The sequence below is a fragment of the Candidatus Pelagibacter sp. PS_06 genome (assembly GCF_059418045.1).
Window position 1 is genome coordinate 906355 of the sequence record NZ_CM182078.1, and the last position, 17266, is coordinate 923620.

At 26.5% G+C, this 17266-nt stretch carries 17 protein-coding genes; 13 read left to right on the forward strand and 4 right to left on the reverse strand.

Going from position 1 to position 17266, the window contains the following annotated elements:
* Nucleotides 1–58 precede the first annotated feature (58 nt).
* The 6 genes from AC5SLZ_RS04655 (at nt 59) to rsmA (ending at nt 7581) form a co-directional block, all read left to right on the forward strand.
* Nucleotides 59–1186: an LptF/LptG family permease gene (locus AC5SLZ_RS04655; RefSeq protein ID WP_494615142.1), complete on the forward strand. Its 1128-nt coding sequence runs from the start codon at nt 59–61 to the stop codon at nt 1184–1186.
* Nucleotides 1187–1248: 62 nt separating this feature from the next.
* Nucleotides 1249–2256, forward strand: a complete 1008-nt coding sequence (locus tag AC5SLZ_RS04660; protein ID WP_494615143.1) for an LptF/LptG family permease — start codon at nt 1249–1251, stop codon at nt 2254–2256.
* The gene (locus tag AC5SLZ_RS04665) at nt 2246–4909 is read left to right on the forward strand and encodes an LPS-assembly protein LptD (RefSeq protein ID WP_494615144.1); all 2664 of its coding nucleotides are present in this window, start codon (nt 2246–2248) and stop codon (nt 4907–4909) included. The genes AC5SLZ_RS04660 and AC5SLZ_RS04665 overlap by 11 nt, the downstream gene beginning before the upstream one ends.
* Before the next feature lie 8 nt (nt 4910–4917).
* Entirely contained in the window at nt 4918–5847 is a 930-nt protein-coding gene (locus tag AC5SLZ_RS04670) for a peptidylprolyl isomerase (protein WP_494615146.1), read from the forward strand.
* Between the two features lie 111 nt (nt 5848–5958).
* On the forward strand, nt 5959–6795 hold the full coding sequence (locus AC5SLZ_RS04675; protein ID WP_494616227.1) for a 4-hydroxythreonine-4-phosphate dehydrogenase PdxA: 837 nt from the start codon (nt 5959–5961) through the stop codon (nt 6793–6795).
* Nucleotides 6796–7581, forward strand: a complete 786-nt coding sequence (gene rsmA, locus AC5SLZ_RS04680; RefSeq protein ID WP_494615147.1) for a 16S rRNA (adenine(1518)-N(6)/adenine(1519)-N(6))-dimethyltransferase RsmA — start codon at nt 6796–6798, stop codon at nt 7579–7581.
* Here the strand turns inward: rsmA and gmk are convergent.
* From gmk to fabD, 4 genes are read right to left on the reverse strand one after another with little or no spacing between them, the layout of a single operon-like run.
* A complete protein-coding gene (gene gmk / locus AC5SLZ_RS04685) occupies nt 7570–8202 on the reverse strand; it encodes a guanylate kinase (RefSeq protein ID WP_494615148.1) in 633 nt (210 codons plus the stop codon). The genes rsmA and gmk overlap by 12 nt on opposite strands.
* 8 nt (nt 8203–8210) lie before the next feature.
* A complete protein-coding gene (locus tag AC5SLZ_RS04690) occupies nt 8211–8450 on the reverse strand; it encodes an acyl carrier protein (protein ID WP_008544320.1) in 240 nt (79 codons plus the stop codon).
* Nucleotides 8451–8499: 49 nt separating this feature from the next.
* On the reverse strand, nt 8500–9237 hold the full coding sequence (gene fabG, locus AC5SLZ_RS04695) for a 3-oxoacyl-ACP reductase FabG (RefSeq protein ID WP_494615150.1): 738 nt from the start codon (nt 9235–9237) through the stop codon (nt 8500–8502).
* Nucleotides 9234–10160 carry an ACP S-malonyltransferase gene (fabD, locus tag AC5SLZ_RS04700; protein WP_494615151.1) on the reverse strand — a complete coding sequence of 309 codons (927 nt, stop codon included), beginning with the start codon at nt 10158–10160 and terminating at the stop codon, nt 9234–9236. Before fabD ends, fabG begins: the two co-directional genes overlap by 4 nt.
* Nucleotides 10161–10247: 87 nt before the next feature.
* On the opposite strand from fabD, the gene rpsF reads away from it, so the two are divergent.
* The 7 genes from rpsF to purF all read left to right on the forward strand — a co-directional run bounded on the left by rpsF (nt 10248) and on the right by purF (nt 17220).
* Nucleotides 10248–10601, forward strand: a complete 354-nt coding sequence (gene rpsF, locus AC5SLZ_RS04705) for a 30S ribosomal protein S6 (protein ID WP_028036674.1) — start codon at nt 10248–10250, stop codon at nt 10599–10601.
* A 2-nt stretch (nt 10602–10603) separates the two neighbouring features.
* A complete protein-coding gene (gene rpsR / locus AC5SLZ_RS04710; RefSeq protein ID WP_028036673.1) occupies nt 10604–10876 on the forward strand; it encodes a 30S ribosomal protein S18 in 273 nt (90 codons plus the stop codon).
* A 1-nt stretch (nt 10877) separates the two neighbouring features.
* A complete protein-coding gene (gene rplI, locus AC5SLZ_RS04715; protein WP_494615152.1) occupies nt 10878–11336 on the forward strand; it encodes a 50S ribosomal protein L9 in 459 nt (152 codons plus the stop codon).
* A gap of 68 nt (nt 11337–11404) precedes the next feature.
* Complete coding sequence (locus AC5SLZ_RS04720; RefSeq protein WP_028036671.1) at nt 11405–12823, forward strand: replicative DNA helicase; 1419 nt, start codon at nt 11405–11407, stop codon at nt 12821–12823.
* A 20-nt stretch (nt 12824–12843) separates the two neighbouring features.
* Nucleotides 12844–15234, forward strand: coding sequence for an efflux RND transporter permease subunit (locus AC5SLZ_RS04725; protein ID WP_494615154.1), 2391 nt, complete (start codon nt 12844–12846; stop codon nt 15232–15234).
* Between the two features lie 5 nt (nt 15235–15239).
* Nucleotides 15240–15785 carry a CvpA family protein gene (locus AC5SLZ_RS04730; protein ID WP_028036669.1) on the forward strand — a complete coding sequence of 182 codons (546 nt, stop codon included), beginning with the start codon at nt 15240–15242 and terminating at the stop codon, nt 15783–15785.
* Complete coding sequence (gene purF, locus AC5SLZ_RS04735) at nt 15739–17220, forward strand: amidophosphoribosyltransferase (RefSeq protein ID WP_494615156.1); 1482 nt, start codon at nt 15739–15741, stop codon at nt 17218–17220. The genes AC5SLZ_RS04730 and purF overlap by 47 nt, the downstream gene beginning before the upstream one ends.
* The last annotated feature ends 46 nt before the right edge of the window (nt 17221–17266 follow it).

Here is a 17266-nt window from a genome sequence, read left to right on the forward strand (position 1 = left end):
TTTTAAATACAATCCTAACGAGTAGAATGCTATATATTGTCAAAATTTACATATTTCAATGAAAAAAATTATTTTTAGAAAACTATTATTAGACTGCTTAACTTTTTTCTTTTTAGCATTGTTTGGTATAAGTTTAATTATTTGGGTTTTTCAAGCAGTAAATTTTTTAGACATTATGATTGAAGATGGTAGAAATTATAATGTTTATTTCAATTATACACTACTAAATTTCCCAAAAATTATTAGTAGGATTCTTCCTTTTGCACTTTTTATAAGTTTTTCTTATACATTTATCAAATATGAGGCAAACAATGAATTAATCATTTTTTGGAATCACGGAGTTAGTAAAATAAGTATAATAAATTTTTTTTTCTGGATTTCGATTTTAATTATGTTGGTACAAATTCTACTAATGTCAGTCATTGTTCCAAAATCACAGGAAATGGCAAGATCAAAATTAAGAAGCTCCAATGTAGATTATTTTGAGGGATTAATTAAGCCAAAAAAATTTAACGATACAGTCAAAGGACTTACTATATTTGCTGAAGATAAAAATGAAAATGGGGAACTTAAAAATATTTATATCAAAAAAAATAACTATGAAAAAGGATTTCAAATTACATTTGCTAAAAAAGGAGTTTTTGAATTAAAAGGAAATAAAAGAATTCTTGTTCTTTATGATGGCCAAACCTTAAATAAAAATAATAATAACAATATTACAAATTTCGATTTTTCTCAATCAGATTTTGGACTGGGAGATATGGACTCGCATCTTGTTACTCACAAAAAGATACAAGAGCAATCAACATTTTCTTTGTTAACATGTATGAAATCTATTTTCGAAAAAAAAAATTATAATATAATTAATTGTAATAAAAGTAATCCAAGAAATATTTATAAAACAATATTTAAAAGATTGATAAACCCATTTTATTTACCAGTTTTAATATTAATTTCTCTATTATTTATATTAATCTCAAAAGAAAATCTTAAATATAATAAATATAAATATTTAATTTTTTTATTTGGTCTTGGGTTGATAATACTCTCTGAGAGTTCACTTGGGTATATTTCAAATAATTTAAATAAAAATATTTTAATTTTAATTCTTCCGATTATTTTAACTTTATTTATTTACTTAATTTTTATTCACAAATTAAGATTATTTTACAAAATTACAAAATGAAAACATATACAAAATTTTTAATAAATGGTTTTATAAAGTCGTTTCTCAACGTCTTTTTTATAATGTTGTGTCTTGTATTTATTCTAAATATTTTAAAAGAAATTGAATTTTTTAGTAATAAAGAGGTGCATTCACTTTACCCAATTTATCTGTCTATCATGAGTTCGCCATCTATTATTTTTGAAATGTTTCCCTTTATATTTTTAATAGCAACTCAATTTTTTTTTCTTAAGTTGTTTAATAATGATGAAATAAATATTTTTAAATATTCAGGCTTAAAAAATATTAAAATAATTTATATTTTGAGTTTTGTTAGTTTTGTTATTGGTATTTTGGCTATAACTACATTTTATTCTCTTTCATCCAATTTACAGCATTATTACCTACAAATTAAGAATCAATTTTCAGATGATAAACTATATTTAGCAGTCATAAATAAAAATGGATTGTGGATGAAAGATGTTGTCAATAACCAAACTAGTATTATAAATTCATCAAAAATTGATAATAATTTTTTAACTAATACCTTTATAACAACTTTCGATGATGAGTTTAATTTAATCAAAAGTCTCAAAAGTGACAAGATAGATATAAAGGATAATGAATGGTTAATTTATGATGTAACAATTTTTGAGGGAAATATGAGTAAAAAAAAAGATTTGATAAAATTTAAATCAAATTTTAATCAAAAAAAAATTGAAAGTTTATTTTCAAATTTATCATCACTTTCTCTGCTTAAGCTTATTGATTTAAGACGAAACTATAAATCATTAAATTATTCTACTGTAGATGTTGATATGCAAATTTATAAGGTCGCAACATATCCTCTAATTTTAGTCATAATGACAGTTCTGTCTTCAGTTATTATGCTAAATACTAAAAAATCTAACAGCAAAGTCATTAAGATAATTATTGGTCTATTTTTTTCAGTAATAATTTATTATATAAACAATTTTTTTAACGTAATGGGTTCAACTGAAAAACTACCATTAATGGTATCGGTATGGACACCCATTATATTTTTAAGTTTAGTAAATCTAATAATGTTATTAAATATAAATGAAAAATAAATTTTTTAATTCTTTATTCTTCTTAATTTGGATTATCTTTTCCTTGAGTGCTTCAAATGCAGATGAAGCATTTACATTAAATGTTACTGAAATCGAAATTTTAGAAAACGGAGACAAAATCAATGGCACTAATGGTGGTACAGCTATTTCAGATGATGGTAGCACTATTACAGGTGAAAATTTTTTTTACAATAAACTTACAAACATTTTGGAAATAACTGGCAACGTAAAATATTTAGACAACATTAAAAATGTTATAATTATTGCTGATAAAGTAATTTATTTTAAAAATGATGAAAAAATATTTACAATCGGAAATTCAAAAGTAGTTGATGAAAATAAAGATATAAAAGCAGATAATTTAGAATATGATAAAAGCCTTAATACTTTTAAAGCAAAACAAAATGCTGAAATCAATGATTATGAGAAAGATACAAAAATTTATGCAGAAGAAATATCTTACTTTATAAATACAGAGAAAATTTTTACAAAAGGTGAAACTAAAGCCTTAATTCAAAAAAAATATAAATTTAAATCCAGTGACATCTCTTATTTTAGAAATGACGAAAACCTATTTTCAGAAAAAAAAACATCCATAGAAGATGAAAATGGAAATATTTATAAACTAGATAAATTTTCATATAATATACCCAAAGAACTTTTAAAAGCTAAAGAGATAGAAGTTTTGGCAAAAGTTGAGGGGAACAAAATAGATAAATATTTTTTTTCAGAAGGTTTTTTTAATTTTAAGAATAAAAGTTATATAGCAAAAGAAACTAAGATTAATATTCATAAAGATGTATTTGGAGATGAAAGTAATGATCCTAGAATTTATGGCTCAGCCTCATCAAGTGATCAAAACAAGACTATAGTCAATAATGCGATTTTCACTAGCTGTAAACTTAATGATGATTGCCCTCCTTGGAGTATAAAAGCAGAAAAAATAACTCATGACAAAATCAAAAAAGATATGATTTATAAAAATGCCATAATAAGAATATATGATACTCCTATTTTATATTTTCCAAAATTCTTTCATCCAGACTCATCTGTAAAAAGAAGAAGTGGTTTTTTGCAACCTAGATTAAATAATTCAAAAACTCTAGGTTCGTCAATTAATATCCCTTATTTTAAAACACTTGGGTCTAATAAAGATTTAACCTTTAAACCAACATTATTTGAAAAATTTTCAAAATTTGAGAAAGAAAAATATATCTTACAAACTGAGTTTAGGAAAAAAGAAAAAAACTCCTCACTAATTGCTGATTTTGCTTTTTTAAGAGATTATAAGTCATCAACCAATAGTAAAACTAAAAATATTAATCATTTATTTCTTAATTATAACAACGAATTAAATATTCCCGATTTTATAGAAAGTAGATTTGAAGCCAATATTGAAAGAGTTACAAACGATACGTACTTAAAAGTTTTTGAAAACAATTTATTCGATACACCTTTGTTGCCAGCAAGCCAAACAACGTTGAATTCAAATGTTAAACTTTATCTTGAGAAAGAAAATCAAAATCTAACAACAGGTATAGAGGTTTATGAAAATCTAGGAGTAAAACACAGTGATAGGTACCAATACACTTTACCTTATTATGATTTTTCAAAAAATGTTACCTCAATGATTACTGACAATACAATTAATGGATATTTAAATTTTTATTCGTCGGGAGTAAATAAACTTTCAAATACGAATAATGTAAGAACCACAGTTGTTAATGATCTTATTTACAATTCAAATAGTTTTATATCAAAATTAGGATTTAAAAATAACTTTGACTTATATTTAAAAAATTTAAACTCAGCAGGAAAAAATGACTCTATATATTCATCCAACATACAAATGGACGGAATGAGTATTTTAAAAATCGACTCTGCTATCCCTTTATTAAAATCAACTAATATGAACATACAAACTCTTACACCAAAAATTTCTCTAAGAATTAATCCAGGAAATAATATGGACAATTATAGTGACACAGTGACTAATATTACTGCAAATAATGTGTATGATATAAATAGACTAGGTATCTCAAATGCTTTTGAAGCTGGGAGATCTCTCACACTTGGTTTAGATTATAAATTTGATAAACAAGAAAATGATCTGTCTGAAGATGTCAAAGACAAATATTTTGAAGTTAAATTAGCAACTGTTGTAAGGGATCAATTTGAAAATGATATTCCAATAAGCTCTACAATTAACAAAAAAAATTCAGACATATTTGGGTCCATCAATAATAGATTGTTTAATAATTTGAATTTAGTTTATGATTTTTCATTAGATAATGATTTGAAGACCATAAATTCAAACTCCATTTCAACTGAATTTTCAATTAATAATTTCGTTACATCTTTTAATTACATTGAAAAAAGACATGAAATTGGATCAACGCATGTGCTTTCAAATAACACAGAATATACAATTAATGATAATACCTCTTTAAAATTTTCCACAAGAAGAAATAAAGAAATTAATTTAACAGAATATTATGATCTTAGTTATGAGTATAGAAACGATTGTTTAACAGCTGCTTTAAAATTTAAAAAAAGCTTTTACCAAGATGATGACTTGAAACCTACTCAAGATTTATTTTTTTCAATAACATTATTCCCACTAGCAACCTATGAAACTGGAATAAAGAAATAGTTAAATAAATGTTTAAAAAGTTAATTCTGATATATTTGACGTTTATTTTCTTTATTTATAGCTCTAGTTCGTTTGGAATTGAAAATAAGATATTAGTAAAAATTGAAAATCAAATAATTACAAGTTTAGATGTAAATAATGAATATAAATACTTAATTGCACTTAACCCAAGTTTAAAAAATTCTAAAAAAAAAGATATTATTAAACTTTCAAAAAAATCAATCATAAATGAAAGAATAAAAAAAATAGAAATTGAAAAAACTTTTAAAAATCCACAATTACCTAAAGAATTTTTAGATAAAATTTTACAGAATATTTACTCAAGAATAGGTATTACAAATTTAAATGACTTTAAAGAATATTTAACTCTTAATAATGTTGATATTGAAAATGTAAAAAATAAATTAGAAATAGAAGCTCTTTGGAATGAGCTAATCTTAATTAAGTTTTCTTCAAAAGTTAAAATCAATGAAAAAAATTTAAAAGCAAAAATAAATGAAGGTAATAAATTTTCAAAATCATATTTATTATCTGAGATTTCTTTTGAAGTTTCAAATCTAAAGGATCTAGACAATAAATTTACAGAAATCAGTAATGTAATAAATAATAGTGGTTTTGATTTTGCAGCTCTTAAGTATAGTGTTTCAGCGACTTCAAATTTTGGAGGTAAATTAGATTGGATTAATGAAAATTCTCTTAATAAGAAGATTAAAGACGCAATAAAAAATTTAAATATTAATGATTTTACAAAACCAATTAATGTATCAGGTGGTTTTTTAATTTTACAAATTAATGATATTAAAAATATTCAAATAGAAGTTAATGTTGAAGAAGAATTAAAAAAAATAACTAATTTTGAAAAAAATAATCAATTAAATCAATATTCAAAAATTTATTTTAATAAGATTAAAAAAAATTTACAAATTGATGAATTATAAACCAATAATAATTGTTGCTGGAGAACCTAACAGTATTTTCTTTGAAATTTTTTTTAAAGTTATAAAAAAAAAATTAAATCTCCTATTATTTTAATAGCATCAGAACAGTTAATTTTAAAACAAGCAAAATTTTTAGGAAAAAAAATTAATTTAAATCTTATTAATGAAGATGATCTAATTAAAAAAAAGAATAATTTAAAGAAAATAAATTTAATAAATGTAGACTTTAAACAAAACAAAGCATTTGATAAAATTACACCCAAATCAAATGAATACATTTCTTCTTGCTTTGAAATAGCTATAAAATTAATCCAAAATAATATTAGCAACAAACTAATCAACGGGCCTATTGCTAAGAAAACTTTTTTGAAAAATAAATTCAATGGAATTACAGAATTTTTAGCAAAAAAAACTAATACCAAAGACTTTGCAATGATAATTTATAATCAAAAGCTTTCAGTTTGTCCTTTAACCACTCACCTTCCAATTAAATATGTTTCTAAAAAAATTAATAAATTAGAATTAATTAAAAAAGTGTTGCTTATAAATAAATTTTGGAAAACAAAATTTGGTAAAAAAATTAAAATTGGTGTCACAGGACTAAATCCACACTGTGAAAGTATTGATAGTTTTAATGAAGATAAAAGTATCATCTACCCTACTATTAAAAAATTGAAAAAACTTAAATATGATATTCAAGGTCCTTTAGCAGGAGATACTATTTTTTTAAAAGATAATAGAAAAAAATTTGATCTAATAATTGGAATGTATCACGACCAAGTACTTGCTCCTATTAAAACACTATTTGAATATGAGGCAATAAATATAACTATAGGTCTACCTTTTATAAGGGTTTCTCCAGATCACGGCCCTAATGAGTCTATGCTTGGTAAAAATAAATCTAACCATTTAAGCTTACATAACTCAATAAAATTTTTAGATTTTTAAGTGATTAGAGCAAAAAAAAGTTTAGGGCAAAATTTTTTAATCGACAATGATATAATCAATAAAATAGTAAGCACTGTATCAATTACTGATAATGAAATTTTAGAAGTTGGTCCTGGTACTGGCAATTTAACCAAAGAAATTTTAAAAAATAATCCAAGCAAAATGTATCTTGTTGAAAAAGATAATTTTTTAGCAGAATCTTTAAAAGAGATAATGGATGAAAGAGTTGTAATTTTTAACGAAGATATTCTTAAATTTGATACAACCTCACTTTCAAAAAATAAAATCGTGGTATTTGGAAATTTGCCCTACAATATTTCAACTGAAATTTTAAGTACATGGATTGTAAATTTAAAGAATAATTATTGGTTTTCTGACCTTATTTTAATGTTTCAAAAAGAAGTGGCAGATAGAATTATAGCTCAATTTAACACATCTGCTTACGGAAGATTATCAATTTTAGCAAATTGGAGACTAAACGTAAATAAAATTTGTGATATTTCACCTGAAAGTTTTTCACCTAGACCTAAAATACAAAGCACTTTAATTCATTTTACTCCTAAAAAAAACTTTGTTGATATTAAAGATCCGTTAAATTTAGAAAAAATTACAAGAGTATTTTTTAGTCACAGAAGAAAGATGTTAAAAAAACCATTTAATCAAATATTTAATGGAAATACTGATTTACTTGATAAATTTAATTTAGACTTAAAGTTAAGACCTCAAAATTTAGATTTTGATACTTATTATAAATTAACTATTGAATATGAAAAATTAAGAAGTTAATTTTTCAACGTGATTTCGAATATATTCCAAATCATAATCTTTAGACCCATCAAAAATTTCTGCATTAATCAAATTACTAATTTTAGAATAACAACTTTTTAATTCATCATTAATCACCACATAATCATAATTTATCCAATGCAATACATCTCTTCCAAATTGCTTCATTCTTTCCTCTGCAATTAATTTATCTTTCATATCTCTATTCGATAATCTTTCAAATAAGACCTCTTTACTTGGAGGCAAAATAAAAAATGTTATGAGTTTGTAATCTAACTTTTTGTTTTTAATCTGATCTGCACCTTGCCAATCAATATCAAATAAAACATTTTTACCTTTATTTAATTTGTCAATTACAGGTGTTCTAGTTGTTCCATAAAAATTGCTAAATACTTTTGCATATTCCAGAAATTCCTGATTTTTGATTAACCTATTAAACTCATTTTCATTGACAAAATAATAATCTTTGTCGTTTACTTCATTAGGTCTTGGTTGGCGGGTTGTATGTGAAATTGAGGTTTCGTAGTTATCCTTTTCGGATAACATTTTAACTAATGTAGTTTTACCCGCCCCTGAAGGAGAGGATAAAACAATCATTACGCCATCATTTTCTGAAGGCATTTAAAATATTAGTTCGCTTTTCCTTCGATAAACTTAACTGCATCGCCAACAGTTAAAATTTTCTCAGCTTCACTATCTGAAATTTCAGATCCAAATTCTTCTTCAAAAGCCATCACTAATTCAACAGTATCTAAGCTGTCCGCACCCAGATCATCTATAAAACTAGACTCCTCAGTTACTTTTGCTTCGTCGATACCTAAGTGATCAGCTACAATTTTTTTTACTTTGCTTGAAACGTCTTCTGACATATTGATCCTTTTTAGTTATAAATTCTTAATAGTTTAAAAAGCTATTTTGTCAAGCCATATACATGCCCCCATTAACATGCAATGTTTCGCCATTTATATAATTAGACAGATCTGAACTTAAAAATAATACCGCATTTGCTATATCCTCTGGTTCACCAAGGCGAGCTGATGGTATTTTTGATATAATAACTTCTTTGAATTTATCATCAATTTTATCTGTCATTGCTGTTTTAATAAATCCTGGCGAAATACAATTTATATTAATATTTTTCTTTGCGTATTCTGTTGCCAAACTTTTTGACATAGCAACTATCCCAGCTTTTGATGCTGTATAGTTGGCTTGTCCCAAGTTACCTGTGTGACCAACAACTGATGTAATATTCACAATTTTTCCAGACTTATTTTTAAGCATTTTTTTAATTGCAAATTTACTCATTAAGAAAGTTGAGGTTAAATTGATATTTATAACTTTTTGCCATTCATCTAAGCTCATTCGAATTGCAAGATTATCTTGAGTTATTCCTGCATTATTAATTATACCATCTAAACTTCCACCTAACTCACCTGTAGCATTTTCAATAAACTCTTCAATTTTATCACTTTGAGATATGTCAAATTTTAATATTTTAATACCTTCAAAATTTTTTTTAAGCTCTTCTAGTTTTTCAATTCTAGTACCAGAAGCTAAAATATTTGCTCCTGCTTCACTTAGTTTTTTAATTATGGCATTACCTATTCCACCTGATGCACCAGTTACAATAATATTTTTATTTTCTAAACTACTCATAATTGCAAGCCTTCAATATCTGTTTGATTGTTAATAGTATCTATTTTTACTTCTTTGCTAATTCTTTTAACTAAACCTGATAAAACTTTACCTGGGCCAATTTCAATAAAATGATTTACACCACCACCAATCATATTAATTACACTCTCTCTCCATCTTACTCTATTTTCTATTTGTTTTACTAACAAATCCTTTAGCTCATTGGTATTTGATATTTCATTAGCAGTAACATTTGAAATTAATTTATTCTTACCTTCTATAAAGTTTATTTTGTTTAATTCATCATTCATTATATTTGTTGCTTTATTCATTAAACTACAGTGAAAAGGTGCACTAACTGGTAACTTTATATTTTTAATAGAATTTTCTTTTAAAAGTAAAATAAATTTATCTACATCATCCATTTTACCACTTAATACGATCTGACCCTCAGAATTATCATTTGCTATTTCAACACTTAAACTTTTTTCATTATCTTTTAGGATTTTTTCAACTATTTCAACAGTTGAGCCTAATACTGCAACCATACCACCCTCGCCTTTAGGAACTGAGTTTTGCATAGCGTCTCCTCTTGTCCTTAAAATTTTTAAAGTATCTGAAAAATTTAAGTAACCCGCGCAAGATAAAGCAGAATATTCACCTAATGAATGTCCTGCAAAATATTTTGCTTTACTCAAATCAATATTGAATTCTTTTTTAATTACATGATAAATTGAGTAGCTGATTAAAAATATTGCTGGTTGAGTATTTGCAGTTAAGTCTAATTCCTCTTTAGGACCCTCCAAAATAAGCTTAGATATTGAAAAATTCAGTGTATCATCAGCCTCTTTAAAGAGGTTTTTAACAAGGTCAAACTTGTCATAGAATTCTTTTCCCATACCAATCATTTGTGAACCTTGACCTGGAAAAATTACTGAAAACATATAAAAAAAACTATTAATTTTGCTCTTTTAACTATTGTAATTGAACATTTATAATAGTATATCCTCACTTTTTATTAAAGAACTTAAATGAATTTATACGAACATACTATCATAGCTAGACAAGACACTTCACCAAGTGAAATTAAGCAATTAACAGAGAAATATTCTAAAATTGTTGAAAAAAATGAAGGTGAAATTGTTAAAACTGAAAATTGGGGTTTATTAAACTTATCTTACCTAATTAAGAAAAATAAAAAAGGTAGCTACATTCACTTTAAGATTAAAGGTAAAGGCAATGTAATTGACGAGTTAGAAAAAAATGAAGCTATAGATAAAAAATTATTAAGATACTTAACAGTTAGAGTTAAGAAATTTGATCTTGAGGCTAATTATTTTGCTAAAAGAGATGATGATGAAAAAAAAGAAAGTTATAGAAACTAATTATGCCTAAAAGACAAAGTGGAAACAAAAAAGGTAAACAAAGCAATTTTGCTAAATTAAGTATTTTTCAACCAAATAAATATAAATTTAAAAAAACCTGTCCACTATCTGGAAAAGGTGCTCCTGCAGTAGATTATAAAAATGTAAGACTTTTAAAAAAATATATGTCTGAAAATGGAAAAATTTTACCTTCAAGAATTACCAATGTTTCTCAAAAAAAACAAAGAGAGTTATCTCTATCTATTAAAAGAGCTAGAAATTTAGCTTTAATATAATATGAAAGTAATCTTACTAGAAAATGTAAAAAGAGTTGGTTCTATCGGTGAAGTGATAGAAGTTAAAAGAGGTTATGCGAGAAACTTTTTAATTGCTAACAAAAAAGCACTGTATGCTTCAAAGGAAAATATTTTAGAAGTTGAAAAAATAAAATCAGATTTATCAAAAAAAGATAGTGAAAAGAAAAAAGAAGCTGCACAAATTTCAGAACAAATTAATGGTAAAGAGTATGGTGTTCAAAAACTAAGTACTGAAAACAATGAATTATATGGTTCTGTTAAACCAACTGAGATTGCAAAATTAATTCAGGAAGAAAATAAAATTGATATCAAGCCTTCAATGATACAACCAATTGAAGAAATCAAGTCTCTTGGAAAATTTAAAGTAAAAATTTCTTTACACTCTGAAGTTGACGCTGAAATTACAGTTAACGTTACTTCAGCTGATACGATACAATAATTATACATTCTTTTCCCCAGCCTTTATTAGTAATTTTATTAAAAAGATAATTCTGTAAATTATTATTTATGGAAAACAATTTAAGCATCGTTAAAGATCAATTTAAAGAATTGCCTAATAATATTGAAGCAGAACAAGCTGTAATTGGATCCCTATTGGTGAACAACGAAATTTTTGATGAAATTAGCACAATTATTTCTGGTGTAAATTTTTATGATCCGATGCACCAAAAAATTTTTGATGCAGTGGATACTTTAATTTACAAAGGAATGCTTGCAAACCCTATTACTTTAAAAAATTATTTTGAAGATGAAAAAGATGATTTAAATGTCCCAGAATATTTAGTTAAAATTACTAAATTTTCTACATCAGTGCGTCAGGCATTAGAATATTCAAAAATCATTTATGATATGTTTGTAAGACGTGAATTAGTTAAAATATCTGAACAAACAATGGATAGTGCAAAATTAAGTGAGCTCGATACTACTGGACAAAATATTATTGAAAATACAGAAAAATCTTTATTTGATTTAGCAGAAAAAGGTTCCTTTAATTCTAATCTTGTTAAGTTTGATGCTGCTATGAAACAAACTATCGAAATGGCATCTGCTGCATATAAAAATGAAGAAGGTATTGTCGGTGTTCCAACAGGTCTAAGAGATTTAGATGATAAGCTTGGAGGCCTTCATCAGTCAGATTTAGTAATTATAGCTGGTCGTCCTTCAATGGGTAAGACATCACTTGCAACAAACATTGCGTTCAATGCAGCTCACAAATTACAAGAAAGTGGTAAAAAATCTTCTATAGCTTTCTTTTCACTTGAAATGTCATCTGAGCAATTGTCTACAAGAATTATTTCTGAACAAGCAAGAATTAGTTCAAATGATATAAGACGTGGAAGAATTTCTGATGAACAATTTGATAAATTTTTAGAAACTTCAAAAAATATAGCAGATCTCCCTCTATTTATAGACGAGACACCTGCAATTAGTATTGCAGCCATGAGTAACAGAGCAAGAAGAATTAAGAGACAGCATGGCCTAGATATGGTTGTTGTTGATTATATACAGCTGATGAGAGGAACTACATTTAATAAAGATGGAAGAGTGCAAGAGATCTCTCAAATTACTCAGGGACTAAAAGCAATTGCTAAAGAACTTGGTGTCCCTGTTTTAGCATTATCACAACTTTCTAGACAAGTTGAGCAAAGAGATGATCACAAACCACAACTATCAGATTTAAGAGAGTCTGGTTCTATTGAGCAAGATGCGGATGTTGTAATGTTTGTTTACAGAGAAGGATATTACTTATCAAGAAAAGAGCCAAGAGAAGCAACAGTTGAACATGCAGAATGGCAAGCAAAAATGAATGAAGTTGCTCACTTAGCGCAAATTATAATTGGGAAACAACGACACGGCCCAATAGGTAATGTAACTCTTGAGTTTGAAGAGAGATTTACTAAATTTAAAGATACTCAAATTAATTAAATTCCAATATAAAAGAGCTAATGTTTGCTCAATTGTATCAAAATAGTGTTCTTAAAAATTCAAAAACAGTATTTATTTTACTTATTATTGCGATATTGAGCTTTGGATATTACTCTAAAGACTTTAGGTTGGATGCTTCTTCTGAAACTTTATTAATAGAAGGCGATCCTGATTTAGCATATTTAAAAGAAGTAACAGAGAGATATGGCTCAAAAGACTTTTTAATTCTTACCTATACCCCTAATGAAGGGATGGTTACTGATAACTCTATTAATAATCTTTTAAGTTTAAAATATAAAATTCAAAGTCTAAATTGGGTTCATAGTGTAATTACGCTTTTGGATGTACCTCTTTTAAGTAATTCAGACGCGCCCCTTCAAGAAAGATTGGAAAGTTTTAAAACTCTTAAAGATGAAGGAGTTGATAAAAATCGTGGTTTTAAAGAAATTTTAAATAGTCCAGTTTTTAGAAATTTTGTAATTAGTGAAAATGGAAATACCAGCGGAATAATTGTTAACATTAAAGAGAATAAAAAATTAGAAAATATTGAAAATTTATCCAAAGAAGAGATTGAAGAATATAAAGATAAAATAAAGAAACAAAATCATGAAAATATATTAGAGATCAGACAAGTTATTCAAAGTTATGGCGATGTGGGAAAAATATATCTTGGAGGAATTCCCATGATAGCTGATGATATGATGACTTTCATTAAAAGTGATATTGTAGTTTTTGGTTTAGGCGTTCTTTTATTTATTATTGCAACTCTGTGGTTTGTTTTTAGAAAGTTAATTTGGATAATCGTTCCAATTAGTAGTTGCTTATTTTCAGTTGTAATTATGATGGGCTTACTTGGAATTCTTGGGTGGAAAGTAACAGTTATTTCTTCAAATTTTATCGCCTTAATGCTCATATTAACCATGGCCATGAACATTCATATGAGTACTCGATTTCTTCAATTAAGAAAAGATTACCCTGCTAAAAATAATTTTGAAATCATATCTCTTACTACAAATAAAATGTTTTGGCCTATTTTGTATACTGTTTTTACTACTGTATTTGCTTTTTTATCTTTAATCTTTAGCGGGATTAAACCAATTATTGACTTTGGCTGGATGATGACTTTTGGATTAATTACATCATTTATTATTACTTTTACTCTTCTTCCAACTCTTTTAAATTTTGCCCCCACAACAAATATATCCCTAAAGAAAGAACAAGACTCTAAAATCACAAATTTTTTAGGTCTACTTTCTTTGAACAACAAAACTGCAATTTTTGGTGTAACTGGAATTATTGTTATTTTAAGTGTGGTTGGAATTAGTAAGCTTGAAGTAGAAAATAGTTTCATCAATTACTTTAATAAAGATACTGAAATTTATAAAGGAATGAAACTTATTGATGAAGAATTGGGTGGCACTACTCCACTTGAGGTTATCTTAAAGTTTCCTGTAACTGAAAATAAAGAAAAAATAGCAGAGGATGATGAGTTTGATGATTGGGGTGATGATGAAGATGGAAATGATGAAAAATATTGGTTTACCAAAGATAAAATCGATAAGATAGCTTCAGTTCACAATTATCTAGATAGTCTACCTCAAGTTGGAAAAGTTATATCTTTTTCTTCAATTATAGACGTTGCGACACAATTAAATAACAACAAGCCTCTTGGTACTTTAGAAATGGGGGTTTTATATTCTAAAATTCCAGAAAGTATCAAAACTGAAATTATTGATCCATACTTATCCATTAAAGATAATGAAGCTAGAATAAGTTTAAGAATTATAGACTCTCAAGAAAATTTAAGAAGAAATGACTTAATAAATAAAATAAATTTTGACCTAAAAAATAAAATAGGATTGAAGGAAAGTGAATTCAAACTAGCCGGAGTTTTAATTTTATTTAATAATTTATTACAGAGCTTATTCAAATCACAAATTCTTACTTTAGGATTGGTTATGATAGGAATATTTACAATGTTTATTATTTTATTTAGAAATATTAAGTTATCACTCATTGGTGTAGTTCCAAATTTTATTGCAGCATTTTTTATTTTAGGAATTATTGGTCTACTTGGTATTCCTTTAGACATGATGACAATTACTATTGCAGCAATAACTATTGGAATAGCGGTAGATAATAGTATTCATTATATTTACAGATTTAAAGAAGAATTCAGCAAGATTAAAGATTACAGCAAAACTTTAAAAAAATGTCATTCTACAGTTGGGGTTGCTATATTAAATACATCCATAACTATTGTCTTCGGTTTTTCAATTTTAGTGTTATCAAAATTTATTCCTACAATTTATTTTGGGTTATTTACAGGTATAGCAATGTTGCTTGCAATGATATCTGTTTTGACTTTATTGCCTGCTTTAATCTTAACTGTAAAACCTTTTGGTAAATGATCTAGATGCTAAATACACTTCAAGACTTTTTTAATGAAACATCAGTAATTGATTTTTTGTATCTTGTATTGACAATTTTATCTTTAATACAATGTTATAGCAAAGGTTTTGTATTAAGTATTCTTTCCATGGCTAAATGGGTTTTAGCTTATGTGATTACTTTAATTTTATTTCCTAGAGTTAAACCTTATTTTAAGGATATAATTGATAGTGAATACATTCTCGACATAGGGCTTAGTATCACTATTTTTGTAGTAGTTATATTTTTAGTGCTACTAATTAATAAAGCAATCAGCAAGGCCATCAGCTACACTGGTATTGGTGGGCTTGACAAAACGTTTGGATTCTTTTTTGGATTTATTAAAGCATATATTGTTGGTGTTTGTGTCTTTGCTGGAATTCATATTGTCTATAATTATGATAAATGGCCTATAAATTTAGATCAATCATACGTCTTTCCTTACCTTGAAAAAGGTAGTAATTATCTCATAAAAGAATTTCCTAATGAAAAAACATATCAAGATTCTAAAGAAAAAATTAAAGAACTTTGATCCAAAATTAAAAGAAGAATGTGGTGTATTTGGTGTAAGTAATGCAAAAGATGCCTCTGCATTAACAGCGCTTGGTCTTCATGCGCTTCAACATCGAGGTCAAGAAGGTTGTGGAATAGTATCTTTTGATGGAGAAAAATATTATTCTGAGAAAAGATTTGGTTTAGTTGGTGATAATTTCAACAAAGAAAAGGTACTTGAAAAACTTAAAGGAAATTATGCAATTGGGCATAATAGATATAGTACAACTGGTGAAAACACTCTAAGAAACATCCAGCCATTTTTTGCAGATACGAATGCAGGTGGTATTGGAGTTGCTCATAACGGAAATTTAACTAATTCGATTTCTTTAAGAAATAAACTAGTTGAAGATGGAGCTATTTTCTACACAACATCGGACACTGAAACAATAGTTCAATTAATTGCAAAATCTAAAAGACCAAAAACAATAGACAAAGTTGTTGATGCAATATTTCAAATTCAAGGTGGTTACGCCTTAGTTATGCTGACACAAAATTCTCTAATTGGTGTTAGAGACCCCTATGGAATTAGACCGCTTGTAATTGGTAAATTAGGAAATAGTTATGTTCTTGCCTCAGAAACATGTGCATTGGATATAATTGGAGCAAAATTTATAAGAGATGTTGAAAATGGAGAAATAGTTCTAATTGAAAATAATAAGTTAGAAAGTATTAAACCATTTCCTCCAAAAAAAGTAAGACCATGTGTTTTTGAATATATATATTTTGCAAGACCAGATAGTATTCTTGATAACAAAACAGCTTATGAACATCGAAAAAATATTGGAGCAGAACTTGCTAAAGAAAATGATGTTGATGCAGATATAGTAGTTCCTGTTCCAGATAGTGGTAACGCTGCAGCTCTTGGGTTTGCTCAAAATTTAAAGATGAATTATGAACATGGTTTGATAAGAAATCATTATGTAGGTCGAACTTTTATTGAGCCTAGTCAAAAAATCAGAAGCCTTGGAGTGAAATTAAAATTAAATGCAAACCAAACAACCATTAAAAATAAAAAGATTATATTAATTGATGACTCGCTTGTGAGAGGTACAACTTCACATAAGATTGTTAAGATGCTATATGATGCTGGTGCTAAAGAAGTGCATGTTAAAATTGCATGCCCTGAAATTAGATATCCAGATTTTTATGGAGTTGATACCCCAACTAAAAAAGAATTGTTGGCTGCAAATAAAACTAATGATGAAATTTGTGAATATATTGGTGCAAAATCCTTAAAATTTTTATCTTTAGATGGACTGTATAAAGCAATTGGTTTTGACAAAAGAAATGATACCTACCCGCAGCTTACAGATCATTATTTTACAGGTGATTATCCTGTAAAACCTATTGATGAATTAGGAGATAATAAAGTAACTCAATTATCCTTATTAAGCACTGGTTCTAACAACTAAATAACAAAAAAATTAATTTTTAATAATTATCTTTAAATTATAAATT

What these genes read in the sequence shown, in the direction of transcription:
- purF (WP_494615156.1), top strand. Translation starts at nt 15,739, where the DNA reads ATGAAAAAACATATCAAGATTCTAAAGAAAAAATTAAAGAACTTTGAT.
- rpsR (WP_028036673.1), top strand. Translation starts at nt 10,604, where the DNA reads ATGCCTAAAAGACAAAGTGGAAACAAAAAAGGTAAACAAAGCAATTTT.
- AC5SLZ_RS04660 (WP_494615143.1), top strand. Translation starts at nt 1,249, where the DNA reads ATGTTGTGTCTTGTATTTATTCTAAATATTTTAAAAGAAATTGAATTT.
- fabG (WP_494615150.1), bottom strand. Translation starts at nt 9,237, where the DNA reads ATGAGTAGTTTAGAAAATAAAAATATTATTGTAACTGGTGCATCAGGT.
- rpsF (WP_028036674.1), top strand. Translation starts at nt 10,248, where the DNA reads ATGAATTTATACGAACATACTATCATAGCTAGACAAGACACTTCACCA.
- AC5SLZ_RS04670 (WP_494615146.1), top strand. Translation starts at nt 4,918, where the DNA reads ATGTTTAAAAAGTTAATTCTGATATATTTGACGTTTATTTTCTTTATT.
- AC5SLZ_RS04665 (WP_494615144.1), top strand. Translation starts at nt 2,246, where the DNA reads ATGAAAAATAAATTTTTTAATTCTTTATTCTTCTTAATTTGGATTATC.
- rplI (WP_494615152.1), top strand. Translation starts at nt 10,878, where the DNA reads ATGAAAGTAATCTTACTAGAAAATGTAAAAAGAGTTGGTTCTATCGGT.
- AC5SLZ_RS04690 (WP_008544320.1), bottom strand. Translation starts at nt 8,450, where the DNA reads ATGTCAGAAGACGTTTCAAGCAAAGTAAAAAAAATTGTAGCTGATCAC.
- fabD (WP_494615151.1), bottom strand. Translation starts at nt 10,160, where the DNA reads ATGTTTTCAGTAATTTTTCCAGGTCAAGGTTCACAAATGATTGGTATG.
- AC5SLZ_RS04720 (WP_028036671.1), top strand. Translation starts at nt 11,405, where the DNA reads ATGGAAAACAATTTAAGCATCGTTAAAGATCAATTTAAAGAATTGCCT.
- AC5SLZ_RS04655 (WP_494615142.1), top strand. Translation starts at nt 59, where the DNA reads ATGAAAAAAATTATTTTTAGAAAACTATTATTAGACTGCTTAACTTTT.
- AC5SLZ_RS04730 (WP_028036669.1), top strand. Translation starts at nt 15,240, where the DNA reads ATGCTAAATACACTTCAAGACTTTTTTAATGAAACATCAGTAATTGAT.
- gmk (WP_494615148.1), bottom strand. Translation starts at nt 8,202, where the DNA reads ATGCCTTCAGAAAATGATGGCGTAATGATTGTTTTATCCTCTCCTTCA.
- AC5SLZ_RS04725 (WP_494615154.1), top strand. Translation starts at nt 12,844, where the DNA reads ATGTTTGCTCAATTGTATCAAAATAGTGTTCTTAAAAATTCAAAAACA.